Genomic DNA, 16638 nt, shown 5'->3' with positions numbered 1-16638 from the left:
ATGACCCCTCACGGACGTGAGAGGTCTGCGCGCCGGCGATGTGGTGCTATCAGCCGACGCGCCAGCCGATAATGAGAAGGCCGTAGCGCATGGTGCAACCGAGTCTGCCACATGTGTACGGCAAGTGACACCTGGCGTTCCACATTCTGAGATGACGTGAGATTCGAGCAGGTCATCGATGACCGGATCATGGTGGGAGAGGCACCCCACCACGGCTCACGCGGGCATCATCTTCCGTCTCCTGCTCCAGCTCATCCGCTCGACCCGCGCGCCCCCTGGAGCCTCACCCTCGACACCGCTGACCTGAGGCCGCCCGGTCGGCTCTCGGGGCGGGCCTCAGGTCGTCCGGTGGCCGGCCTCAGGCCGTCTTGTGGATCCAGCCGTACGTGTCGGGGCGCTCGCCGTGCTGCATGCCGACGAGCTCCTCGCGCAGGCGCATGGTCACCGGGCCCGGCTCGCCCGAGCCGACCAGCCACTCACCGCTCGTGCTCTTCACGCGTCCGACGGGGGTGATCACCGCGGCGGTGCCGCACGCGAAGACCTCGGTCAGCTCGCCCGAGGCGCTGCCCTCGCGCCACTCGTCAGTGGAGATGCGGCCCTCCTCGGCGGGGATGCCCAGGTCGGGGGCGAGTTGCAGCAGCGAGTCGCGGGTGATGCCGGGGAGCAGCGTGCCGGTGAGGGCCGGCGTCATGATGCGGGCGTCCGCCCCTGAGCCGTACACGAAGAAGAGGTTCATGCCGCCCATCTCCTCGACCCAGCGGTGCTCGTTGGCGTCGAGCCAGACCACCTGGTCGCAGCCCTCACGCACCGCCTGGGCCTGGGCGACGAACGCTCCGGCGTAGTTGCCGCCGCACTTGGCCGCTCCGGTGCCGCCGGGAGCGGCGCGCGTGTAGTCCTCCGAGAGCCAGACCGAGACCGGCTTGATGCCGCCGGTGAAGTACGCGCCGGAGGGCGAGGCGATGACGACGAACATGAAGGAGGACGACGGGCTGTTCACGCCGAGCCCGCGCTGCGTGGCGATCAGGAAGGGGCGCAGGTAGAGGCTGGAGTCCGCATCGGCGGGAACCCAGTCGCGGTCGGTGTCGACAAGCAGCTCCAGCGAGCGGACGAACAGCTCCTCGGGCAGCGGCGGCATCGCCATCCGCTCACACGAGGTGTTGAAGCGGGCCGCGTTGGCGTACGGCCGGAAGGTCACGATCGAGCCGTCGGCCTGGCGGTACGCCTTGAGGCCCTCGAACAGCTCCTGACCGTAGTGGAACACGGCCGTCGCCGGGTCGAGCGTCAAGGGGCCGTACGGCTCCAGGCGCGCGTCGTGCCAGCCCTCCTCTTCGGTCCACTGGATCGTGATCATGTGGTCCGTGAAGAACCGGCCGAAGCCCGGGTTGTCGAGGATCCGTTGCCGTTCCTCGGCCGGCGTACGGTTCTGGGAGAGCCGGATGTCGAAGGTGTTGCTCATCTGGAGGTCCTCTCGCGGCGCGGCCCCGTGCCGCCCTTGCCCATCTTTTCTTATTTTGACGTCCTACTATCTCCTTCGTCACGGCAGCGCGAAACGGGCGCGCCGTGGGGCGCGCCCGGAGATGTCCGAAAGGAAGGCGCGCCCTAGCCGGCTACTCGCTCGGCGATGTCGTCGCCGGCCTCGCGGGTCGAGCGCGCGGCCCAGGCACCCTGGCGCTCGATGATGTCGTCGGCGACGGCCTGCTCGACCCGGCGGGCCTCGTCGGCCAGGCCGAGGTGGTCGAGCAGCAGCGCGACGGACAGGATCGTGGCGGTCGGGTCGGCCTTGCCCTGCCCGGCGATGTCGGGCGCACTGCCGTGCACCGGCTCGAACATGCTCGGCGCGGCACCGGAGGGGTTGAGGTTACCGCTGGCGGCCAGGCCGATGCCGCCCGCCACCGCCGCGCCCAGGTCGGTGATGATGTCGCCGAACAGGTTGTCCGTGACGATGACGTCGAAACGTGCCGGCTGGCTCACGAAGTACATGGTCGCGGCGTCGACGTGGCAGTAGTCGACGTCGACCTCGGGGAACTCCTTGGCCATGGCATCGACCGTACGCGCCCACAGGTCACCCGCATAGACCAGGACATTGTTCTTGTGGACGAGGGTGAGCTTCTTGCGCGGGCGGCGGGCGGCGAGCTCGAAGGCGTAGCGGACGGTCCGCTCGACGCCGAAGGCGGTGTTGATGCTCTCCTGGGTCGCGATCTCGTGCGGGGTGCCCTTGCGGAGGACGCCGCCGGCACCGGCGTACAGGCCCTCGGTGCCCTCGCGCACGACCATCATGTCGATGTCTTCGGGCCGCACGCCGGCCAGCGGCGTGCCGACGCCCGGGTAGAGCCGCACCGGGCGCAGGTTGATGTAGTGGTCGAGCTCGAATCGCAGCTTGAGCAGCAGGCCGCGCTCCAGGACGCCGCTCGGCACGCTCGGGTCGCCGACCGCGCCCAGCAGGATCGCGTCGTGGCCGCGAATCTCCTCGAGGGTCGCGTCGGGCAGCACCTCACCGGTCTTGTGCCAGTAGGCGGCGCCGAGTTCGTACACCGTCTGCTCGATCGTGAGGCCGAGGGCGTCGAGGACCTTGAGGCCCTCGGCCACGACCTCGGGGCCGATGCCGTCACCTGGGACCACGGCGAGCCTGATGCTGCGAGAAGCCATGGAGGTACCTTAGCGGAGCGTCTCAGTGCCTGAACACTCGTCTCACACCATGAACCGGTATCAAGCGGGCCGGTCGCCCGCGATCGCCCGGTCGAAGACGATGGCGCGGGCCGTGGCCAGGCCGGTCGCCAGGGCGCCCAGCACCACCGCGTCGTCACCCAGGGGCGACACCTCGATCCGCGGCGGACCCAGCGGCGTCATCGTCTCCAGCCGCTCTCGGACCGCGCCGAGGAGGACGTCCGCGCCGTGGCCGCCGATGCCGCCGCCCAGCACGATCAGCTCCGGGTCGAGCAGCGCGACCACTCCGGCCAGGGCGTGGGCGACGTGGTCGGCCTCGTGCACGACCGCGTTCACCGCGACCTCGTCGCCGTCGCGCGCCTCGTCGAAGACCCGCTTGGCGGTGATCCGCCCGGACATGCCGAGCCGCTGGGCCGTCGCGACCACGCCGGGGCCGGAGGCGACCGATTCGAGCATGCCGTGGCGGCGGGTGCCGGGGGCGCTCGCGAGCGGGTCGGTCTCGCCCATCGGCAGGAACGCGATCTCCCCGGCCGCGCCCCGGGCGCCGCGGTACAGCTCGCCGTCCACGATGATCCCCATGCCGATGCCGGTGCCGATCGACACGTACACGAAGTGCCGCAGCCCGGCGCCGAGGCCGTACCCCTGCTCCCCCAGGGCGGCCAGCGCGATGTCGTTCTCGATCGCGAACGGCGCCGGGAGTCGCTCCGCCAGCCGTCCGATGACGCCGGGACGGTCCCAGCCGGGCAGGTTCGGCGCCAGCTGGAGACGGCGGTTCTCGACGTCGTGTACGCCGGGCGTGGCGAGGACGATGTTGGTGATCTCGCCGCCGGCCGCCGCGGCGAGGTCGTCGACGATGCGGCCGAGCCGGTCGATCAGCGCGGTGGCGCCGCCGGCGCGGGCCGGGACGTCCTCCCGTACGGCGATCTCGCCGCTCAGGTCGACGAGGGCGGCGCGGATCCACTCGCGCCCGACGTCGAGACCGATCACCCAGCCGGCCTCGGGACGGATCTCATAGAGCGCCGCGGCGCGTCCGGCGTTTCCGGTGCGATGGCCCACGGACAGCACGAGTCCGGCGCGCTCCAGGTCGGCCAGGGCCAGGGAGATCGTCGGCTTGGACAGGCCGGTCGCGGCGGCGAGCTGAGGCCGCGACACCGGGCCGAGCACGCGGATCCGGTCGTACACGGCCCGCTCGTTCATGATCCGCAACACACTCGTGGTGTTCGCGGTGGGATTGACGTTCCCCGGCCCACCGTTCCCCGGCCCACCGCTTCCCGGCCCGCCGTTCCCCGGCCCGCCGGTCCCGATCCCACCAGTCCCCGTCACACCAGCCTCGGTCGACACGTGTCCCCTCCCACGCCGATCTCCACAAGCTGGCATATCACGGAACGATCCAGCTTGCGGGACCCTGATCCTGTTTCTTCGTTAGGAAGTCTCCCTTACCTTTAGGGGAGTCATCTTCCCTGGGTATGGCGACCCCCGGTGAACGGAGAGCATCCATGGCGAGTCCCACCGCGCCGTCGTTCGAACGGCGCCTCGGGCTGTTCCAGGCGACGACCGTCAACATGACACAGATGTGCGGCGTGGGGCCGTTCGTCACCATCCCCCTCATGATCAGCACGATGGAGGGGCCCCAGGCGATGTTCGGCTGGGTGGTCGGCGCGGTCATCGCGATCGTCGACGGCCTGGTCTGGGCCGAGCTGGGCGCGGCCATGCCGGGCGCGGGCGGCACCTACCTCTACCTGCGCGAGGCCTTCCAGTACCGCACCGGGCGGCTCATGCCCTTCCTGTTCGTCTGGTCCGCGGTGCTGTTCATCCCGCTGATCATGTCGACGGGCGTGATCGGCCTCGTGCAGTACGCCGGGTATCTGTGGCCCTCACTCATCCACGGCGACGGCCTGTCCGGCAAGGGTCACCTGGTCGGCCTCGGCGTCGTGGTGCTCGTGGTCGTCGCGCTGTACCGGCGCATCGGCGACATCGGCAAGCTGACCTCGTTCTTCTTCGTGGTGATGCTCGCCTCCGTGCTCGGCGTGATCTTCGCCGCCTTCACGCACTTCAGCCCGCACCTGGCCTTCACCTTCCCCGAGAACGGCGGTTCGAAGTTCTTCACCGGCCTGGGGGCGGGCCTGGTCCTCGCCATCTACGACTACCTCGGCTACAACACGGCCGCCTACCTCGGCGCCGAGGTCAAGGACCCGGGCCGGGTGATCCCGCGGGCGATCGTCATCTCCATCCTCGGGATCATGGGGCTGTACTTCCTGCTCCAGGTGGGTGTGCTCGGCGTCGTTCCGTGGCAGCAGGCCCAGCACTCCAGCTCGGTGGCCTCGCTGGTGCTGGAGAAGGCGTGGGGCAAGGGCGCCGCGCAGGTCTTCACGGTCGGGATCATCGTCACCGCGTTCGCCTCCGTGTTCGCCGGGCTGCTCGGCGGCTCGCGCGTGCCCTACAACGCCGCGCGCGACAAGGTGTTCCTGTCCTGGTTCGGGCGGCTGCACCCCCGCCTGAACTTCCCGACCGCCGGCCTGTTCGCGATGGGGATCATCACGGCGCTCGGCAGTCTCTTCACGCTGACCGACGTGATCAGCATGCTCACCGCGGTGTTCGTGCTCATCCAGTCGGTGGCCCAGATCGTGGCCGTGACCGTGCTGCGCCGGCGGCAGCCGACCCTGCCCCGGCCGTACAGGATGTGGCTCTACCCGCTGCCCGGCATCATCGCGCTGATCGGCTGGCTCTACATCTACAAGTCCGCGGGCTCCCGGCCGATCGAGCTGTCCATCGCGTGGCTCGCGGCCGGTGTCGCGGCCTTCCTGATCTGGGCGCGCGCCGAGCGGACCTGGCCGTTCGGCCCCAAGGAGATCAAGGAGTCGTTCCTACCCAACGCCGAGGAGGCGGTCCATGACGTATGACGAATCGGCCGGTTTCGTCCTCGGCATCGACTTCGGGGGCACCAAGGTCGCTCTGGCCACCGCCACAACGACCGGTGAACGGCTGCGGTCCACCCGCATCGAGACCCGCGCCGCGGACGGCGCCGACGAGGTCCTGCGGCGGACGCTCGAGGCGGCCCACGGGTTGACGGACGCGACCCCCGGCCGCCTCCGGGCGGCCGGGATCTCCACCTTCGGCGTCGTACGCGACGGGCGGGTGCGCCTGGCGCCCAACGTACGCGGCTGGGACGACCTGCCGCTGCCCGCGATCCTGCGCGACGGCCTCGGGGTGACCGCCCTCGGGATCGAGAACGACGTCAACGCGGCCGCCACCGCCGAACTCGACTGGGGCGCGCTCCGGGGCACGGACGTCGGCCTGTACGTCAACCTCGGCACCGGCACCGGCGCCGCCCTCATCGTCGGGGGCCGCGTCGTGCCCGGCATGCACGGCGCGGCGGGCGAGATCGGCTATCTGCTGCGGGAGCCGGGTGAGCCCGGGTACGCCCACGGCCACGCGCCGCTGGAGGAGTACACCTCCGGCAGCGGCCTGGCCGCGCGCGGCACGACCCTCCTGCGCCGCTCCGTGACCGCCGTCGACCTGGCCGCCGGCCGGGACGAACCCGCCATCGCCAACCTCCTGGACGACGCCGCCGCCACGCTCGGCATGACCGTGGCCAACCTGGCCACCTTCCTCGACCCCGAGCGTGTCGTCGTCGGCGGGGGCATGGCGAACGCCTTCCTGCCCGCCATCCAGAGCGCGGTCATGCGGGCGGTGCCGTTCCCGCCGCCGGTCGAGGCGGCGCGCTTCCTCGACGACGCCCCGCTCATCGGCGCCATCGCCCTCGCCGTCGAGGCGCTCTGAGCCTCGATCCGCCGACGCGGCCGGTTTCAGGGCCGGCTCGGTCGGTTTCGGGGCCGGTTTTCCCGATGCCGCGAGTGCAATTAATCCTTCGCCATACACGTATGGCACATCGCCGTCGGCTCGTCAACAGCACGGACGAGTCTTACTCCGAGGCTGTCCGCCTCCGGCCATAACCCTATTCTTCAGGCCCTATATCGCATTAATGTCCCGACAGATGATCATCACCGTCCATTGACTCATCGCGTCAAGTCGGGCATCCGCATCTGCCATTTACCTGGTATCTTCAGGGCGCCCGCGGGTCGGGAGCGTGTTAGATGCCTGATTTGACCCGTCGCCGCCTGTTCAGTGCCGCGGGCGCCACGGCTGCGGCGGCGTTCGCAGCGGAATTTCTGCCACCCAATGTGCGACGTGCCGTCGCCGAAACGCCCGCACACGTGAACGGAAAACTCCACGACATCGAGCATGTCGTCATTCTCATGCAGGAGAACCGTTCGTTCGATCATTACTTCGGAACCCTCCCCGGGGTTCGCGGCTTCTCCGATCCGGACGCGATCACGCTGGACACCGGGAGGTCGGTCTTCTACCAGCCCGACGTGGAGAATCCCGCCGGCTACCTGCTGCCCTTCCACCTGGACACCCGTACGACCAGCGCCCAGGCGATCCCGTCGACCAGCCACGCGTGGTCGGTGCAGCACCGGGCGTGGAACAACGGGAAGATGGACCAGTGGCTGCCCGCGCACCGGGCCGCCGACGGCGCCAACGGCCCCTATGTCATGGGCTACTACACGCGCGAGGACATCCCCTTTCAGTTCGCACTGGCCGAATCGTTCACCATCTGCGACGCCTACCATTGTTCGCTGATGGGACCGACCTGGCCGAACCGCCTCTACCTGATGAGCGGAACCATCGATCCGGACGGCACGCAGGGCGGCCCGGTCACCAGCAACAAGGATCCGATCGCCTATCAATGGAAGACCTATCCGGAGGCGCTGACCGAAGCGGGAATCGACTGGAAGGTCTATCAGGAGGTGGACAACTACGGCTGTAATGTGCTGGAGTATTTCGCCTCATTCCAGAACGCGGGCGCGCAGTCTCCGCTCTTCCGTAATGGCTTGCGCACTTATTCGGCCGGGCAGTTCGAGTACGACGCGGCGCACGACCGGCTGCCGACGGTGTCGTGGATAATCCCGACCAGTTACCAGTCCGAGCACCCCGACTACACGCCCGCGGCCGGGGCCGACTTCGTGGCCAGCAAGATCGACGCCATCGCGTCCAACCCGGACGTGTGGCGCAAGACGGTCTTCATCCTCAACTACGACGAGAACGACGGGCTGTTCGACCATGTCCCGCCTCCGGCGCCTCCGCCGGGGACGCCGGACGAGTACGTGCAGGGAGTGCCGATCGGCGGCGGTTTCCGGGTGCCATGCGTCATCGTGTCGCCCTGGACCGTCGGCGGGTGGGTCGCCCGCGAGCCCTTCGACCACACGTCCACGCTGCGCTTCCTCGAACAGCTCACCGGCGTGGGGATCCCGAACCTGAGCGCGTGGCGCCGGTCCGCGTTCGGCGACCTGACCTCGGCGCTGGGGATGGCATCGCATGCTCGCCCGCCGCGGCTGCCGCACACGAAGCGGCGGCTGAGGCAGGCGGTGGAGGAGATCGCGACCCTGCCCTCGCCGCAGTTCCCCGGCGGGACGCAGACACCGCCCCGGCAGGAAAAGGGCCCACGGCCACGGCCGCGCGGCTGAACCGGCAGACGAGAAGGGACTTTCGACCGTGCTGAAGCAGATCTCACGGCGGCGGCTCCTCGCGGCGGGGGGTGCGGCGGGCCTTGTCCTGCTGGCCGTGCCGGCGAGTGCCGCCCTCGGGCTGACCGGGTCATCGTCTCCGCAGGCGAGGCCGAGCCCGTCGAACAGCGCTCCCGGCGGACCCAAGTGGGAGGTGCCGTCATCCCCCGGCGTCAAGCGCGCCGCAGGCGGCTACCTGGCCTACGTCGCGCTGGCCGGCGGCTACAACGTGTCCACCGTCGACGTGGCCGCCCACACGATCCTGGCCACGGACATCAAGACCGACGCCGCCCAGGGGGTGGCCGCGACGCCGGACGGCAAGAAGGTGTACGTCGCCGACACCGGCCAGTACGACGTGCTCGTGGTCGACGCCGTCAGCCATGCCGAGCGGACCGTCCACGTCGGCCCGTACCCGAAGGACGTCGCGGTCTCGCCCGACGGCACGAAGGTGTACGTGGCCGTGACCGGCGGCGACAGCGGAAAGGGCGGCGCCGACACGATCGCCGTGATCGACACCACGACCGACGCGGTGGTCCGGCGGATCCGGGTGGGGACGGCGCCCAGGCAGGTCGCGTTCAGCCGGGACGGTGCCCGCGCGTACGTGACCTGTGACGATCGCATCGCCGTCATCGACGTGAAGAAGAACCGGGTGATCGACACCTTCCGCGACAGCGCGGGACCGCAGGGCATCGCGGTCGATCCGGCGCGCAAGACCCTGTACGTGACGGAGCCGATGGCCGGGAAGGTCGCGGTGATCGACGCGAACACCGGCCGTACGCGGCAGCGGATCACGGCCGGGAACCAGCCGTGGGCGGTCGACGTGACACCCGACGGCACCCGTGCCTATGTGACGCAGATGAACGACAACACCGTGGCGGTGGTCGACACCGCGAGCCGGAAGATCACCGGTGAGATCGGCGTCGGGAAGCTGCCCGAGTCGGTCGCGGTGACGCCGGACGGGTCCGAGGCGTGGGTCGGCAACGGGTTCTCCGGCAGCGTCTCGGTCATCGACGTGGCCTCCGGCAAGGTCATCGCCACGGTCGTGGGCGGCACCGGAACCAAGCCGATCGACGCCGCACCGCTCGGTATCGCGTTCGCCAAAGCACCGTGAGCCGCCGTCCCTCCGCACCTTGCCACGCGGCTGGGGGCTTGACGCGCGAAACCCCGCTGTGGACGCTGAACGGGGAGGTGCGGCATGGGGCGCGATCAGGGGTTCGGTGGGCGATCGTGAGCAAGGACGACGGGCCGTTCGGGGGCGTGCTGGCCCCCTGCGACATGTGCCTGGAGGTCGGCGAGCTCGTCACGCTCGACGGACGGCCGCCGCAGGCGCTGCGGGTGGGCGAGTGCCCGCAGTGCCACGGGTCGGGGCACGTCCACATCGACTGTGAGGAGCACGAGGTGGACGACGTGGTCCGCGGCCTTCCTCCGACCCGAAGACAGCTCGCCGTACGCCGCATGATGGCCGGCGTCGGCATGTGCACCGACTGCTTCGGCGCCGGCGTGGTCGCCCAGATCGAGTGCGACGCCGACCGCTCCCCCATCCGGTACGCCGAGGTGCCGTGCCCAACGTGCACAGCCACCGGCTGACCTAGGTGAGCGCGACCATGGGTACGTGAGGCGAGCGCGACCGTCGAGCGCTGCGTCGGTTTCGGTGCGGTGCGTACACTTTCGGACATGAGTTCGGTCGCGCTCGCGGTCCACGACGGCATCACGATGTTCGAGGTGGCCGCGGTCTGCGAGGTCTTCGGCGTCGACCGCGGGATCACCGGCCGCTGGTACGACTTCACGGTCTGCGGCGCGGGCGACGTGCGGTTCGGCGGCTGGTTCCGGGCCGAGGCGTCGCAGGGGCTGGACGGGCTCGCCGCCGCCGACACGGTGATCGTGCCCGCGTGCCGTGACGTCTCCGGCGACCCGCCCGCCGACCTCGTCGCCGCGGTACGGGCGGCCCACGACGCGGGCGCGCGGATCGTCTCCATCTGCACGGGAGCGTTCGTGCTGGCGGCGGCCGGCCTGCTCGACGGGCGCCGGGCGACGACGCATTGGCTGCACGCCGAACTGCTCGCCGCCCGGTATCCCCACGTGACGGTCGACCCGAACGTCCTCTACGTCGACGAGGGCGACGTCCTCACCTCCGCGGGAAAGGCCGCCGGGATGGACCTGTGCCTGCACCTGGTCCGGCTCGACCACGGCGTCGCGGTCGCCAACGACCTGGCCCGGCGGCTCGTCGTTCCCCCGCACCGGGCCGGCGGGCAGGCCCAGTTCATTCGCGCTCCGGTCGACACGGGCGGGCGCGGCCGTCCGCTGGCGAACCTGCTGCCGTGGGTGCTCGCGCGGCTGGACCGGCCGCTGACCGTCGAGGACCTGGCCCGCGAGGCGAACATGAGCTCGCGCAACCTGGCCCGGCACTTCAACGCCGCCACCGGTACCACGCCGCTGCGGTGGCTGCTCACCCAGCGGATCCACCGCGCCCAGGAGCTCCTGGAGACCACCGACGACAGCGTCGAGTCGATCGCCGCCCGCACCGGGATGGGCACGGCGGCCACGCTGCGGCGCCACTTCAACCGCGCGGTCGGCGTCCCGCCCGACGCCTATCGGCGGACGTTCCGGGACGGGCTCGCGGGGCCGTCCACGCCAGCGTGAGGGCGGCGAGCCCCGCCACGACCAGCAGCAGCACGCCCGGCGACGCGAGGCGTCCGGCGGCGGCGAGCGGGAACGGCAGCGCCAGGCCGATGTAGGAGACCGCCTGGTACGCCGCCGTGAGCCCGGCGAGGTGCTCGGGGCGGGCCATGCGCTGCACCTCGCTGAGGCCGTACACCTGGCAGCAGCCGTACCCGGCGCCGAGCACGAGCGCGGCCACGACCACGAGCGACGGCCGTACGACGGCGGCGGCCAGGGCCGCCACGAGCAGGCCGCCGACGACCAGGGAGAGCGAGGTGGCGAGCAGGCGTACGGAGGCGCCGTCCATGCGGCGCGCCGGCGGCTGGGCGAGGATGCCCGCGAAGGCGGTCAGCAGGATCACCACGGCGCTGAACACGAGCGCGTGCCCGCCGAGCCGGGGCCGGACCACCTCCGGGAGGTACGCCAGCGCCACGGACGCGGAACCGAACACCCACGGCGCCAGCGGCACCACCACGAGACGAAACCGGCGTTCGCGCAGCTCAGGCAGGCGCGGCCCTCGTGGACCTGACAGCCCTCGTGACGCCGGGCTCCGGTCTCCGGGCCGCGTCTCGGCCGCGCGCAGCACCGCCACGAGGGCCGCGGCGGCCAGGGCCAGATGCGGCACGTACGGCAGGGCGGCCGGCGCGGGCGCCCACTGCGCCAGGACGCCCGCGACCAGCGGCCCGAGCCCGAAACCGGCGCTCATCGCGACGGTGAGACGCCGGGGGGCGTGACCGGCGCCGCCGGACGGCCCGAGGGCCGACAGTTCCTTGATCCAGGCCGCGCCGGCGCTGAACGCCGCACCGCCGGCCACTCCGGTGAGCAGGCGCCCGGCGTACAGCGGGCCGACCGATCCCCCGCCCAGCACGAGCAGCGCCGTGGCGACGACGGACAGGCCGAGGACGGGAGCCATGACGCGCCGGCGGCCGAACCGGTCCGAGACGGGACCGCCCAGCAGCAGCCCGGGGATCAGGCCCGCGACGTAGAGCCCAAAGACGGCCTGGACGGTGGTGGCGCTGAGGTGCAGGCGGGCCTGGTACATCAGCAGGAGCGGAGTGAACTGCTGCGCTCCCCAGCCGGCCGCCACGACGGCGAGGCCGGCCGGCCACCACGCGCGGTGTGACGCCGGACGCCGGGAGACGGAGATGACGCGCGCTGTGCCGTGCATGCCGACCATGCTGTCGACGGCGACGGCGGGCGACGAGTGTCGGAAACGCCAACATGCGCGCGTTTTCGGACAGCGACCGTACGGCGCCTCTCCAGGCGCGACCGCCGTCGGGGTCAGACGAGGGTCTCGCCGCCGTCGACGGTGATGACCTGACCGGTGATGTGGTTGTTGGCCATGAGGAACAGGGCCGTGGCGGCGGCCTCCTCGGCGGCGCCGAAGCGGCCGAGGGGCACGGTCGCTCCGGCGGCGGCGACCGCGTCGTCGGAGTCCAGCCCCGGCAGCAAGCGCAGGAGCGGGGTGTCGATCCGGCCGTAGCGGACGGCGTTCACGCGTAGCCGCGCGGGGGCGAGCTCCACGGCGAAGGCCTTGGTGAGGGTCTCCACGGCACCGGCGAGCGACAGCGGAACGGCCATTCCGGGCCCGGGGCGGACCACGAGGATCCCCGAGCTGAACGTGAGCGAGCCGCCCGCGGGAAGCCCGGCCGCCGCCGCGCGGGCGGCGGCGAAGGGCGCCCAGCCGCGGGAGCCGAGGGTCGTACGGACGTCATCGGCCGACAGCCCGGCCAGAGGACCGGCGCCGCCGATGCCGCCCGCCGTGATGAACATGTGGTCGACGTGCCCCGCCCTGTCGAAGGCCTCGGCGAGGGTCCGCTCGTCTCCCCCGTCGCCGCGAACGCCCAGCACGGAGTCGTCGGAGCCTTCGGCCGGGCCGGCGCCGCGTACCCGGGAGACGGCGGCCTCCAGCCGGTCGGGGTCGCGTCCGACGAGCACGACGCGGGCGCCGACCGAACGCAGCAGGAGGCCCGCCGCCAGGCCGATGCCCGAGCTTCCGCCGACGAGGACGGCGGTCGTGCCGGACAGGGCGCTCGTCAGCGGCGAACGAACGGGGATGGGAGTCGCAGTGCTCACAGGAGGACCTTCCTGAATAAACCATCTGGTTGTTTTATTGCTGAGCCCCGATACTGCCTCCTGGACGGCGAGGAGTCAACCGGATGGTTTAATTTCGTTCATGGCCTACGACGCGGAGGACACCAGGCGGCGCATCTTCGAAGCCGCCACCGCCGAGTTCGCCGAGCACGGGCTCGCGGGGGCGAGGGTCGATCGGATCGCGGCCGCCGCCAAGGCCAACAAGCAGGCCATCTACCTGTACTACGGGAGCAAGGAGAAGCTCTTCGCCGCCATCCTGCGGGCGAAGCTGGAGGAAATCCGCGTCTCCATCTCCATCGATCCCGACGCGATGGCCGAGTCGGTCGGGCAGATCTTCGACTGGTACCGGGAACACCCGGAGCTGATCAGGCTGCTGCTCTGGGAGGCGCTGGAGGCGGGCGACGAACCCGAGAGCGAGCAGGAGTTCCGCGCCGGCTTCCGCGAGAAGGTCCACCACCTCGCGGAGGGAGGGGCGGTCCGCCACCTTCCCGAGGAGACACGCGTCCGCGCCGCCCAGGACCTGCTCTTCACCGTCATGGGACTGATCGCCTGGAACTTCGCGGTGCCCAGGACGTGCCGCATCGTCCTGGACGAGCAGACCGACCAGGACGCCTTGGCACGCCGCCGCCAAACCGTGATCGAGGCCGCGCGCAGGCTCGCGTCCGCCCCGGGCGTTCAGGGCTGACCGGGGCGCGCGAACGGCACCCCACCGGCGTCGTGCCGGCGGAGCGCCGTTCGGTGGTTACTTGGCGGCCGCGCCGCCGTTGTCACGGCGATCCAGGGCGATCTGGATCGCGCGGGCGGCCTCTTCGGCGGCGTCTTCGGCAGGCTTCAGCACGTACATGGAGTCCATGAATGCGTCTTTCGTGGATGTCGGCACCAGTGCGGACAGGGCTGCTGACCAGCGGCTGTCTCCGCGGCGGGTCGCCGGCCCATCGACAAGATCAGACCCCGCCGCGGCCGCGAAGGATGAACACGTAGTGCCGCATGGTCACTATCACGTTACCCGCGGTCCGCGGGGAAGTCTCGACTCACGGTCAGAAATCCCACTATGCGAGACGAGGGACGCAAAATGCCTGGTAGGAGGCTTATGCGTCGAGGTCGACCCGGCGTCCCTGGTCGGCGCCGATCTCGGCCGCGATCGCCTCGGTCAGATCCGGGCCGAGCGCCGAGTCGACGGACAGCGCGATGAGCGCCTTGCCGCCCTTGGCGTTCCGGCCGACCTGCATGCCCGCGATGTTGATGCCCGCGTCGCCCAGCAGCCGGCCCACCACGCCGACGATGCCGGGACGGTCGGTATAGGTGAAGAAGCCCATGTGCGCGGTCGGCGCGATCTCCATCGCGTAGCCGTTCACCGCCACGAGGCGTTCGGCGTGCTTGGGCCCGGTCAGCGTGCCGGACACCGAGACGACCGCGCCGTCGGCCATCGTGCCCCGGACCGTGATGAGGTTCCGCCAGTCGGGGCTGTCCTCGCCGGCGGTGAGCGTCACCTCCACGCCACGGTCGCGCGACAGCAGCGGCGCGTTCACGTACGTCACCGAGTCCTCGACGATGTCGGTGAACGCGCCCTTGAGCGCCGCCAGCTCCAGCACCTTCACGTCGTACCGGGCGATCTCGCCGCGCACCTCGACCTCCAGCCGCGCCGGCACGCCGCCCGCGAGCGCGGTGAAGACGCGGCCGAGCTTCTCGGTGAGGGGCAGGCCCGGCTTGACCTCCTCGGCCACGACGCCGCCGCGTACGTTGACCGCGTCCGGCACGAACTCCCCCGACAGCGCCAGGCGTACCGACCGGGCGACCTGGGTGCCGGCCCGCTCCTGCGCCTCGTGCGTGCTCGCGCCCAGATGCGGGGTGACCACGACGTTGTCGTGGTGGAACAGCGGGCTGTCGGTGCACGGCTCGTCGCGGAACACATCGATGCCCGCCCCCGCGACCCGCTTCTCCTTGAGCGCCAGGTCGAGGGCGTCCTCGTCGACGATGCCACCGCGTGCGGCGTTGACGATGCGTACGGACGGCTTGACCATCCGCAGCTCGCGGTCGCCGATCAGCCCGACCGTCTCCTGCGTCCTGGGCAGGTGAACGGTGATGAAGTCGCTGTCGCGCAGGAGCTCCTCCAGCGACACGAGCCGTACGCCGAGCTGGGCGGCACGTGGCGCCTGGATGTACGGGTCGTAGGCGATGACGTTCATGTCGAACGCGGCGAGCCGCTGGGCGACGAGCACGCCGATGCGGCCGAGGCCGAGCACGCCGAGCGTCTTGTCCCGCAGCTCGACGCCGGTGTACCGCGAGCGCTGCCACTCCCCCCGCTTCAGCGAGGCGTGCGCCTGCGGGACGTTGCGGGCCGTGGCCAGCAGCAGCGCGATCGCGTGCTCGGCGGCCGTGACGATGTTCGAGGTCGGAGCGTTGACGACCATGACACCGGCCTGGGTCGCCGCCTCGACGTCGACGTTGTCCAGGCCGACGCCCGCCCGCGCGACCACCCGCAGCCGCCGCGCCGCCGCGAGCACCTCCGCGTCGATGCGGCTCGCGCTCCGCACGATGACCGCGTCGACGTCCGCGACGGCCGCCAGCAGCCGTTCGCGATCGGCGCCGTCGGTGCGGCGGACCTCGAAGTCGGGCTCGAGCAGGGCGATGCCGGCGGGTGACAGCTCCTCGGCGACGAGGACGACGGGCTTGCTCAAGGTGGGCCCCCCTTTGTGCGTGACGAACGCTGTACGTGACGAACGGTGCTGCAGGTGACGGACGATGATCTTCGGGACGGACGGTGCTCTCCCCGGCGACGGGGGTCGATTACCGACTCTCCGACGGCGGGCGTCAAGAGCGCAATGCGCGTAACCACAAGCGGCCGACGGCGCCGTTTCCACGGCCGGGTAAGGGTGCGTCCGGAACCCGTGCCCGTATGGCCGCGGGAGGTGCCGCGTACGCACTAATGTCGGGCGCATGGCGAATGGAAACCCGAAGCTGGCCGACGTCCTCGCGCAGCGCGGAGAACCCGAGGAGATCCTGCGCGCGCTGGTCGACGGCGGGGTGCTCATCGTGACCAACCCCGACGGCTCGGTCCTGGTCGGGCAGCTCGAGGACGAGAGCGTGGTGCTGGCCGCGTTCACCTCTCCCGACAAGTACTCAGAAAAGCCCGAGACCGAGACGTTCCAGCAGGCCGACGCCGCGTTGCTTCTGGAGATCGCCCGTACGGGCGACGTCGAGGCCCTCGTGGTCGACCCGGAGGGCGAGGACGCGGCGCTCATTCCGTTCAGCGACGTGCAGGGGTACCTGATCGCCCAGGGCATGAGCGTGGAAGAGGACGTCGAGGTGGCGTTCCGTCCGAGCGAGCACGAGCTGGTGCCCAGCCTCCAGGAGGGCATCGCCGCGCGGCTCGGCGACTTCCCCGCGGTCGAGCGGGTGTGGATCTCCGACGTACGCATGCCCAGCGGTGTCGAGGGGATCATGCTCCACGTCATGGTCGAGGAGGGCGCCGACCCGCAGCTGGCCAACGAGCTGCTCCAGTCGACGATGGAGGACCTGCCGCCGAGCAACATCCCGGTCTTCGCCCACATCGGCGACGAGGAGACCGAGGGCTTCCTCACCGAGATGAACGCCACCGTCGTACGGCGTTGAGCGCGTCGTAGGGGCCTGATCAACGCGGCCGTGGGGCGCGGTGGGG

At 71.0% G+C, this 16638-nt stretch carries 14 protein-coding genes; 8 read left to right on the top strand and 6 right to left on the bottom strand.

All coding sequences use genetic code 11. From position 1 onward, the window contains the following. Positions 1-358 precede the first annotated feature (358 nt). From OG417_RS16325 to OG417_RS16315, 3 genes are all read right to left on the bottom strand, one after another. Entirely contained in the window at positions 359-1456 is a 1098-nt protein-coding gene (locus OG417_RS16325) for a branched-chain amino acid aminotransferase (protein ID WP_329256285.1), read from the bottom strand. Between the two features lie 143 nt (positions 1457-1599). Beyond that, the gene (locus tag OG417_RS16320; RefSeq protein WP_329256283.1) at positions 1600-2646 is read right to left on the bottom strand and encodes a 3-isopropylmalate dehydrogenase; all 1047 of its coding nucleotides are present in this window, start codon (positions 2644-2646) and stop codon (positions 1600-1602) included. A 60-nt stretch (positions 2647-2706) separates the two neighbouring features. Next, the gene (locus tag OG417_RS16315) at positions 2707-3861 is read right to left on the bottom strand and encodes an ROK family transcriptional regulator (protein ID WP_329256281.1); all 1155 of its coding nucleotides are present in this window, start codon (positions 3859-3861) and stop codon (positions 2707-2709) included. Positions 3862-4160: 299 nt separating this feature from the next. Here OG417_RS16315 and OG417_RS16310 point away from each other — a divergent pair, with 299 nt between their 5' ends. The 6 genes from OG417_RS16310 to OG417_RS16285 all read left to right on the top strand — a co-directional run bounded on the left by OG417_RS16310 (position 4161) and on the right by OG417_RS16285 (position 10868). Then, a complete protein-coding gene (locus OG417_RS16310) occupies positions 4161-5564 on the top strand; it encodes an APC family permease (protein ID WP_329256279.1) in 1404 nt (467 codons plus the stop codon). After that, positions 5554-6444: an ROK family protein gene (locus OG417_RS16305; protein ID WP_329256277.1), complete on the top strand. Its 891-nt coding sequence runs from the start codon at positions 5554-5556 to the stop codon at positions 6442-6444. Before OG417_RS16310 ends, OG417_RS16305 begins: the two co-directional genes overlap by 11 nt. 434 nt (positions 6445-6878) lie before the next feature. Beyond that, the gene (locus OG417_RS16300) at positions 6879-8189 is read left to right on the top strand and encodes an alkaline phosphatase family protein (RefSeq protein ID WP_329256275.1); all 1311 of its coding nucleotides are present in this window, start codon (positions 6879-6881) and stop codon (positions 8187-8189) included. Positions 8190-8217: 28 nt separating this feature from the next. Then, positions 8218-9339: a YncE family protein gene (locus OG417_RS16295; RefSeq protein WP_329256273.1), complete on the top strand. Its 1122-nt coding sequence runs from the start codon at positions 8218-8220 to the stop codon at positions 9337-9339. A 116-nt stretch (positions 9340-9455) separates the two neighbouring features. Next, the gene (locus OG417_RS16290; protein WP_329256271.1) at positions 9456-9815 is read left to right on the top strand and encodes a hypothetical protein; all 360 of its coding nucleotides are present in this window, start codon (positions 9456-9458) and stop codon (positions 9813-9815) included. Positions 9816-9902: 87 nt separating this feature from the next. Then, positions 9903-10868, top strand: coding sequence for a helix-turn-helix domain-containing protein (locus OG417_RS16285; protein WP_329256269.1), 966 nt, complete (start codon positions 9903-9905; stop codon positions 10866-10868). Here the strand turns inward: OG417_RS16285 and OG417_RS16280 are convergent. Beyond that, positions 10786-12054, bottom strand: coding sequence for an MFS transporter (locus OG417_RS16280; protein ID WP_329256267.1), 1269 nt, complete (start codon positions 12052-12054; stop codon positions 10786-10788). The two genes, OG417_RS16285 and OG417_RS16280, sit on opposite strands and share 83 nt — an antisense overlap. 113 nt (positions 12055-12167) lie before the next feature. Further along, positions 12168-12962, bottom strand: coding sequence for an SDR family oxidoreductase (locus tag OG417_RS16275; RefSeq protein ID WP_329256266.1), 795 nt, complete (start codon positions 12960-12962; stop codon positions 12168-12170). 100 nt (positions 12963-13062) lie between these two features. Between OG417_RS16275 and OG417_RS16270 the strand changes: the two genes are divergently transcribed. Further along, positions 13063-13665, top strand: coding sequence for a TetR family transcriptional regulator (locus OG417_RS16270; RefSeq protein WP_329256264.1), 603 nt, complete (start codon positions 13063-13065; stop codon positions 13663-13665). A 403-nt stretch (positions 13666-14068) separates the two neighbouring features. On the opposite strand, the gene serA is transcribed toward OG417_RS16270, so the two are convergent. Then, the gene (serA, locus tag OG417_RS16265) at positions 14069-15658 is read right to left on the bottom strand and encodes a phosphoglycerate dehydrogenase (protein ID WP_329256262.1); all 1590 of its coding nucleotides are present in this window, start codon (positions 15656-15658) and stop codon (positions 14069-14071) included. Positions 15659-15917: 259 nt separating this feature from the next. Here serA and OG417_RS16260 point away from each other — a divergent pair, with 259 nt between their 5' ends. After that, positions 15918-16592, top strand: a complete 675-nt coding sequence (locus OG417_RS16260) for an SseB family protein (RefSeq protein WP_329256260.1) — start codon at positions 15918-15920, stop codon at positions 16590-16592. Positions 16593-16638: the final 46 nt, after the last annotated feature.

Origin of the sequence: Actinoallomurus sp. NBC_01490 (assembly GCF_036227085.1) — a bacterium.
Taxonomy (GTDB): Bacteria; Actinomycetota; Actinomycetes; order Streptosporangiales; family Streptosporangiaceae; genus Actinoallomurus; species Actinoallomurus oryzae.
This window is presented reverse-complemented; position numbering and strand designations above follow the sequence as displayed.

Bases quoted from the DNA above. Each gene is read 5' to 3' on its own strand.
- OG417_RS16325 (WP_329256285.1), bottom strand. From the start codon at position 1,456: ATGAGCAACACCTTCGACATCCGGCTCTCCCAGAACCGTACGCCGGCC.
- OG417_RS16260 (WP_329256260.1), top strand. From the start codon at position 15,918: ATGGCGAATGGAAACCCGAAGCTGGCCGACGTCCTCGCGCAGCGCGGA.
- OG417_RS16280 (WP_329256267.1), bottom strand. From the start codon at position 12,054: ATGCACGGCACAGCGCGCGTCATCTCCGTCTCCCGGCGTCCGGCGTCA.
- OG417_RS16320 (WP_329256283.1), bottom strand. From the start codon at position 2,646: ATGGCTTCTCGCAGCATCAGGCTCGCCGTGGTCCCAGGTGACGGCATC.
- OG417_RS16285 (WP_329256269.1), top strand. From the start codon at position 9,903: ATGAGTTCGGTCGCGCTCGCGGTCCACGACGGCATCACGATGTTCGAG.
- OG417_RS16270 (WP_329256264.1), top strand. From the start codon at position 13,063: ATGGCCTACGACGCGGAGGACACCAGGCGGCGCATCTTCGAAGCCGCC.
- OG417_RS16310 (WP_329256279.1), top strand. From the start codon at position 4,161: ATGGCGAGTCCCACCGCGCCGTCGTTCGAACGGCGCCTCGGGCTGTTC.
- OG417_RS16305 (WP_329256277.1), top strand. From the start codon at position 5,554: ATGACGTATGACGAATCGGCCGGTTTCGTCCTCGGCATCGACTTCGGG.
- OG417_RS16315 (WP_329256281.1), bottom strand. From the start codon at position 3,861: ATGAACGAGCGGGCCGTGTACGACCGGATCCGCGTGCTCGGCCCGGTG.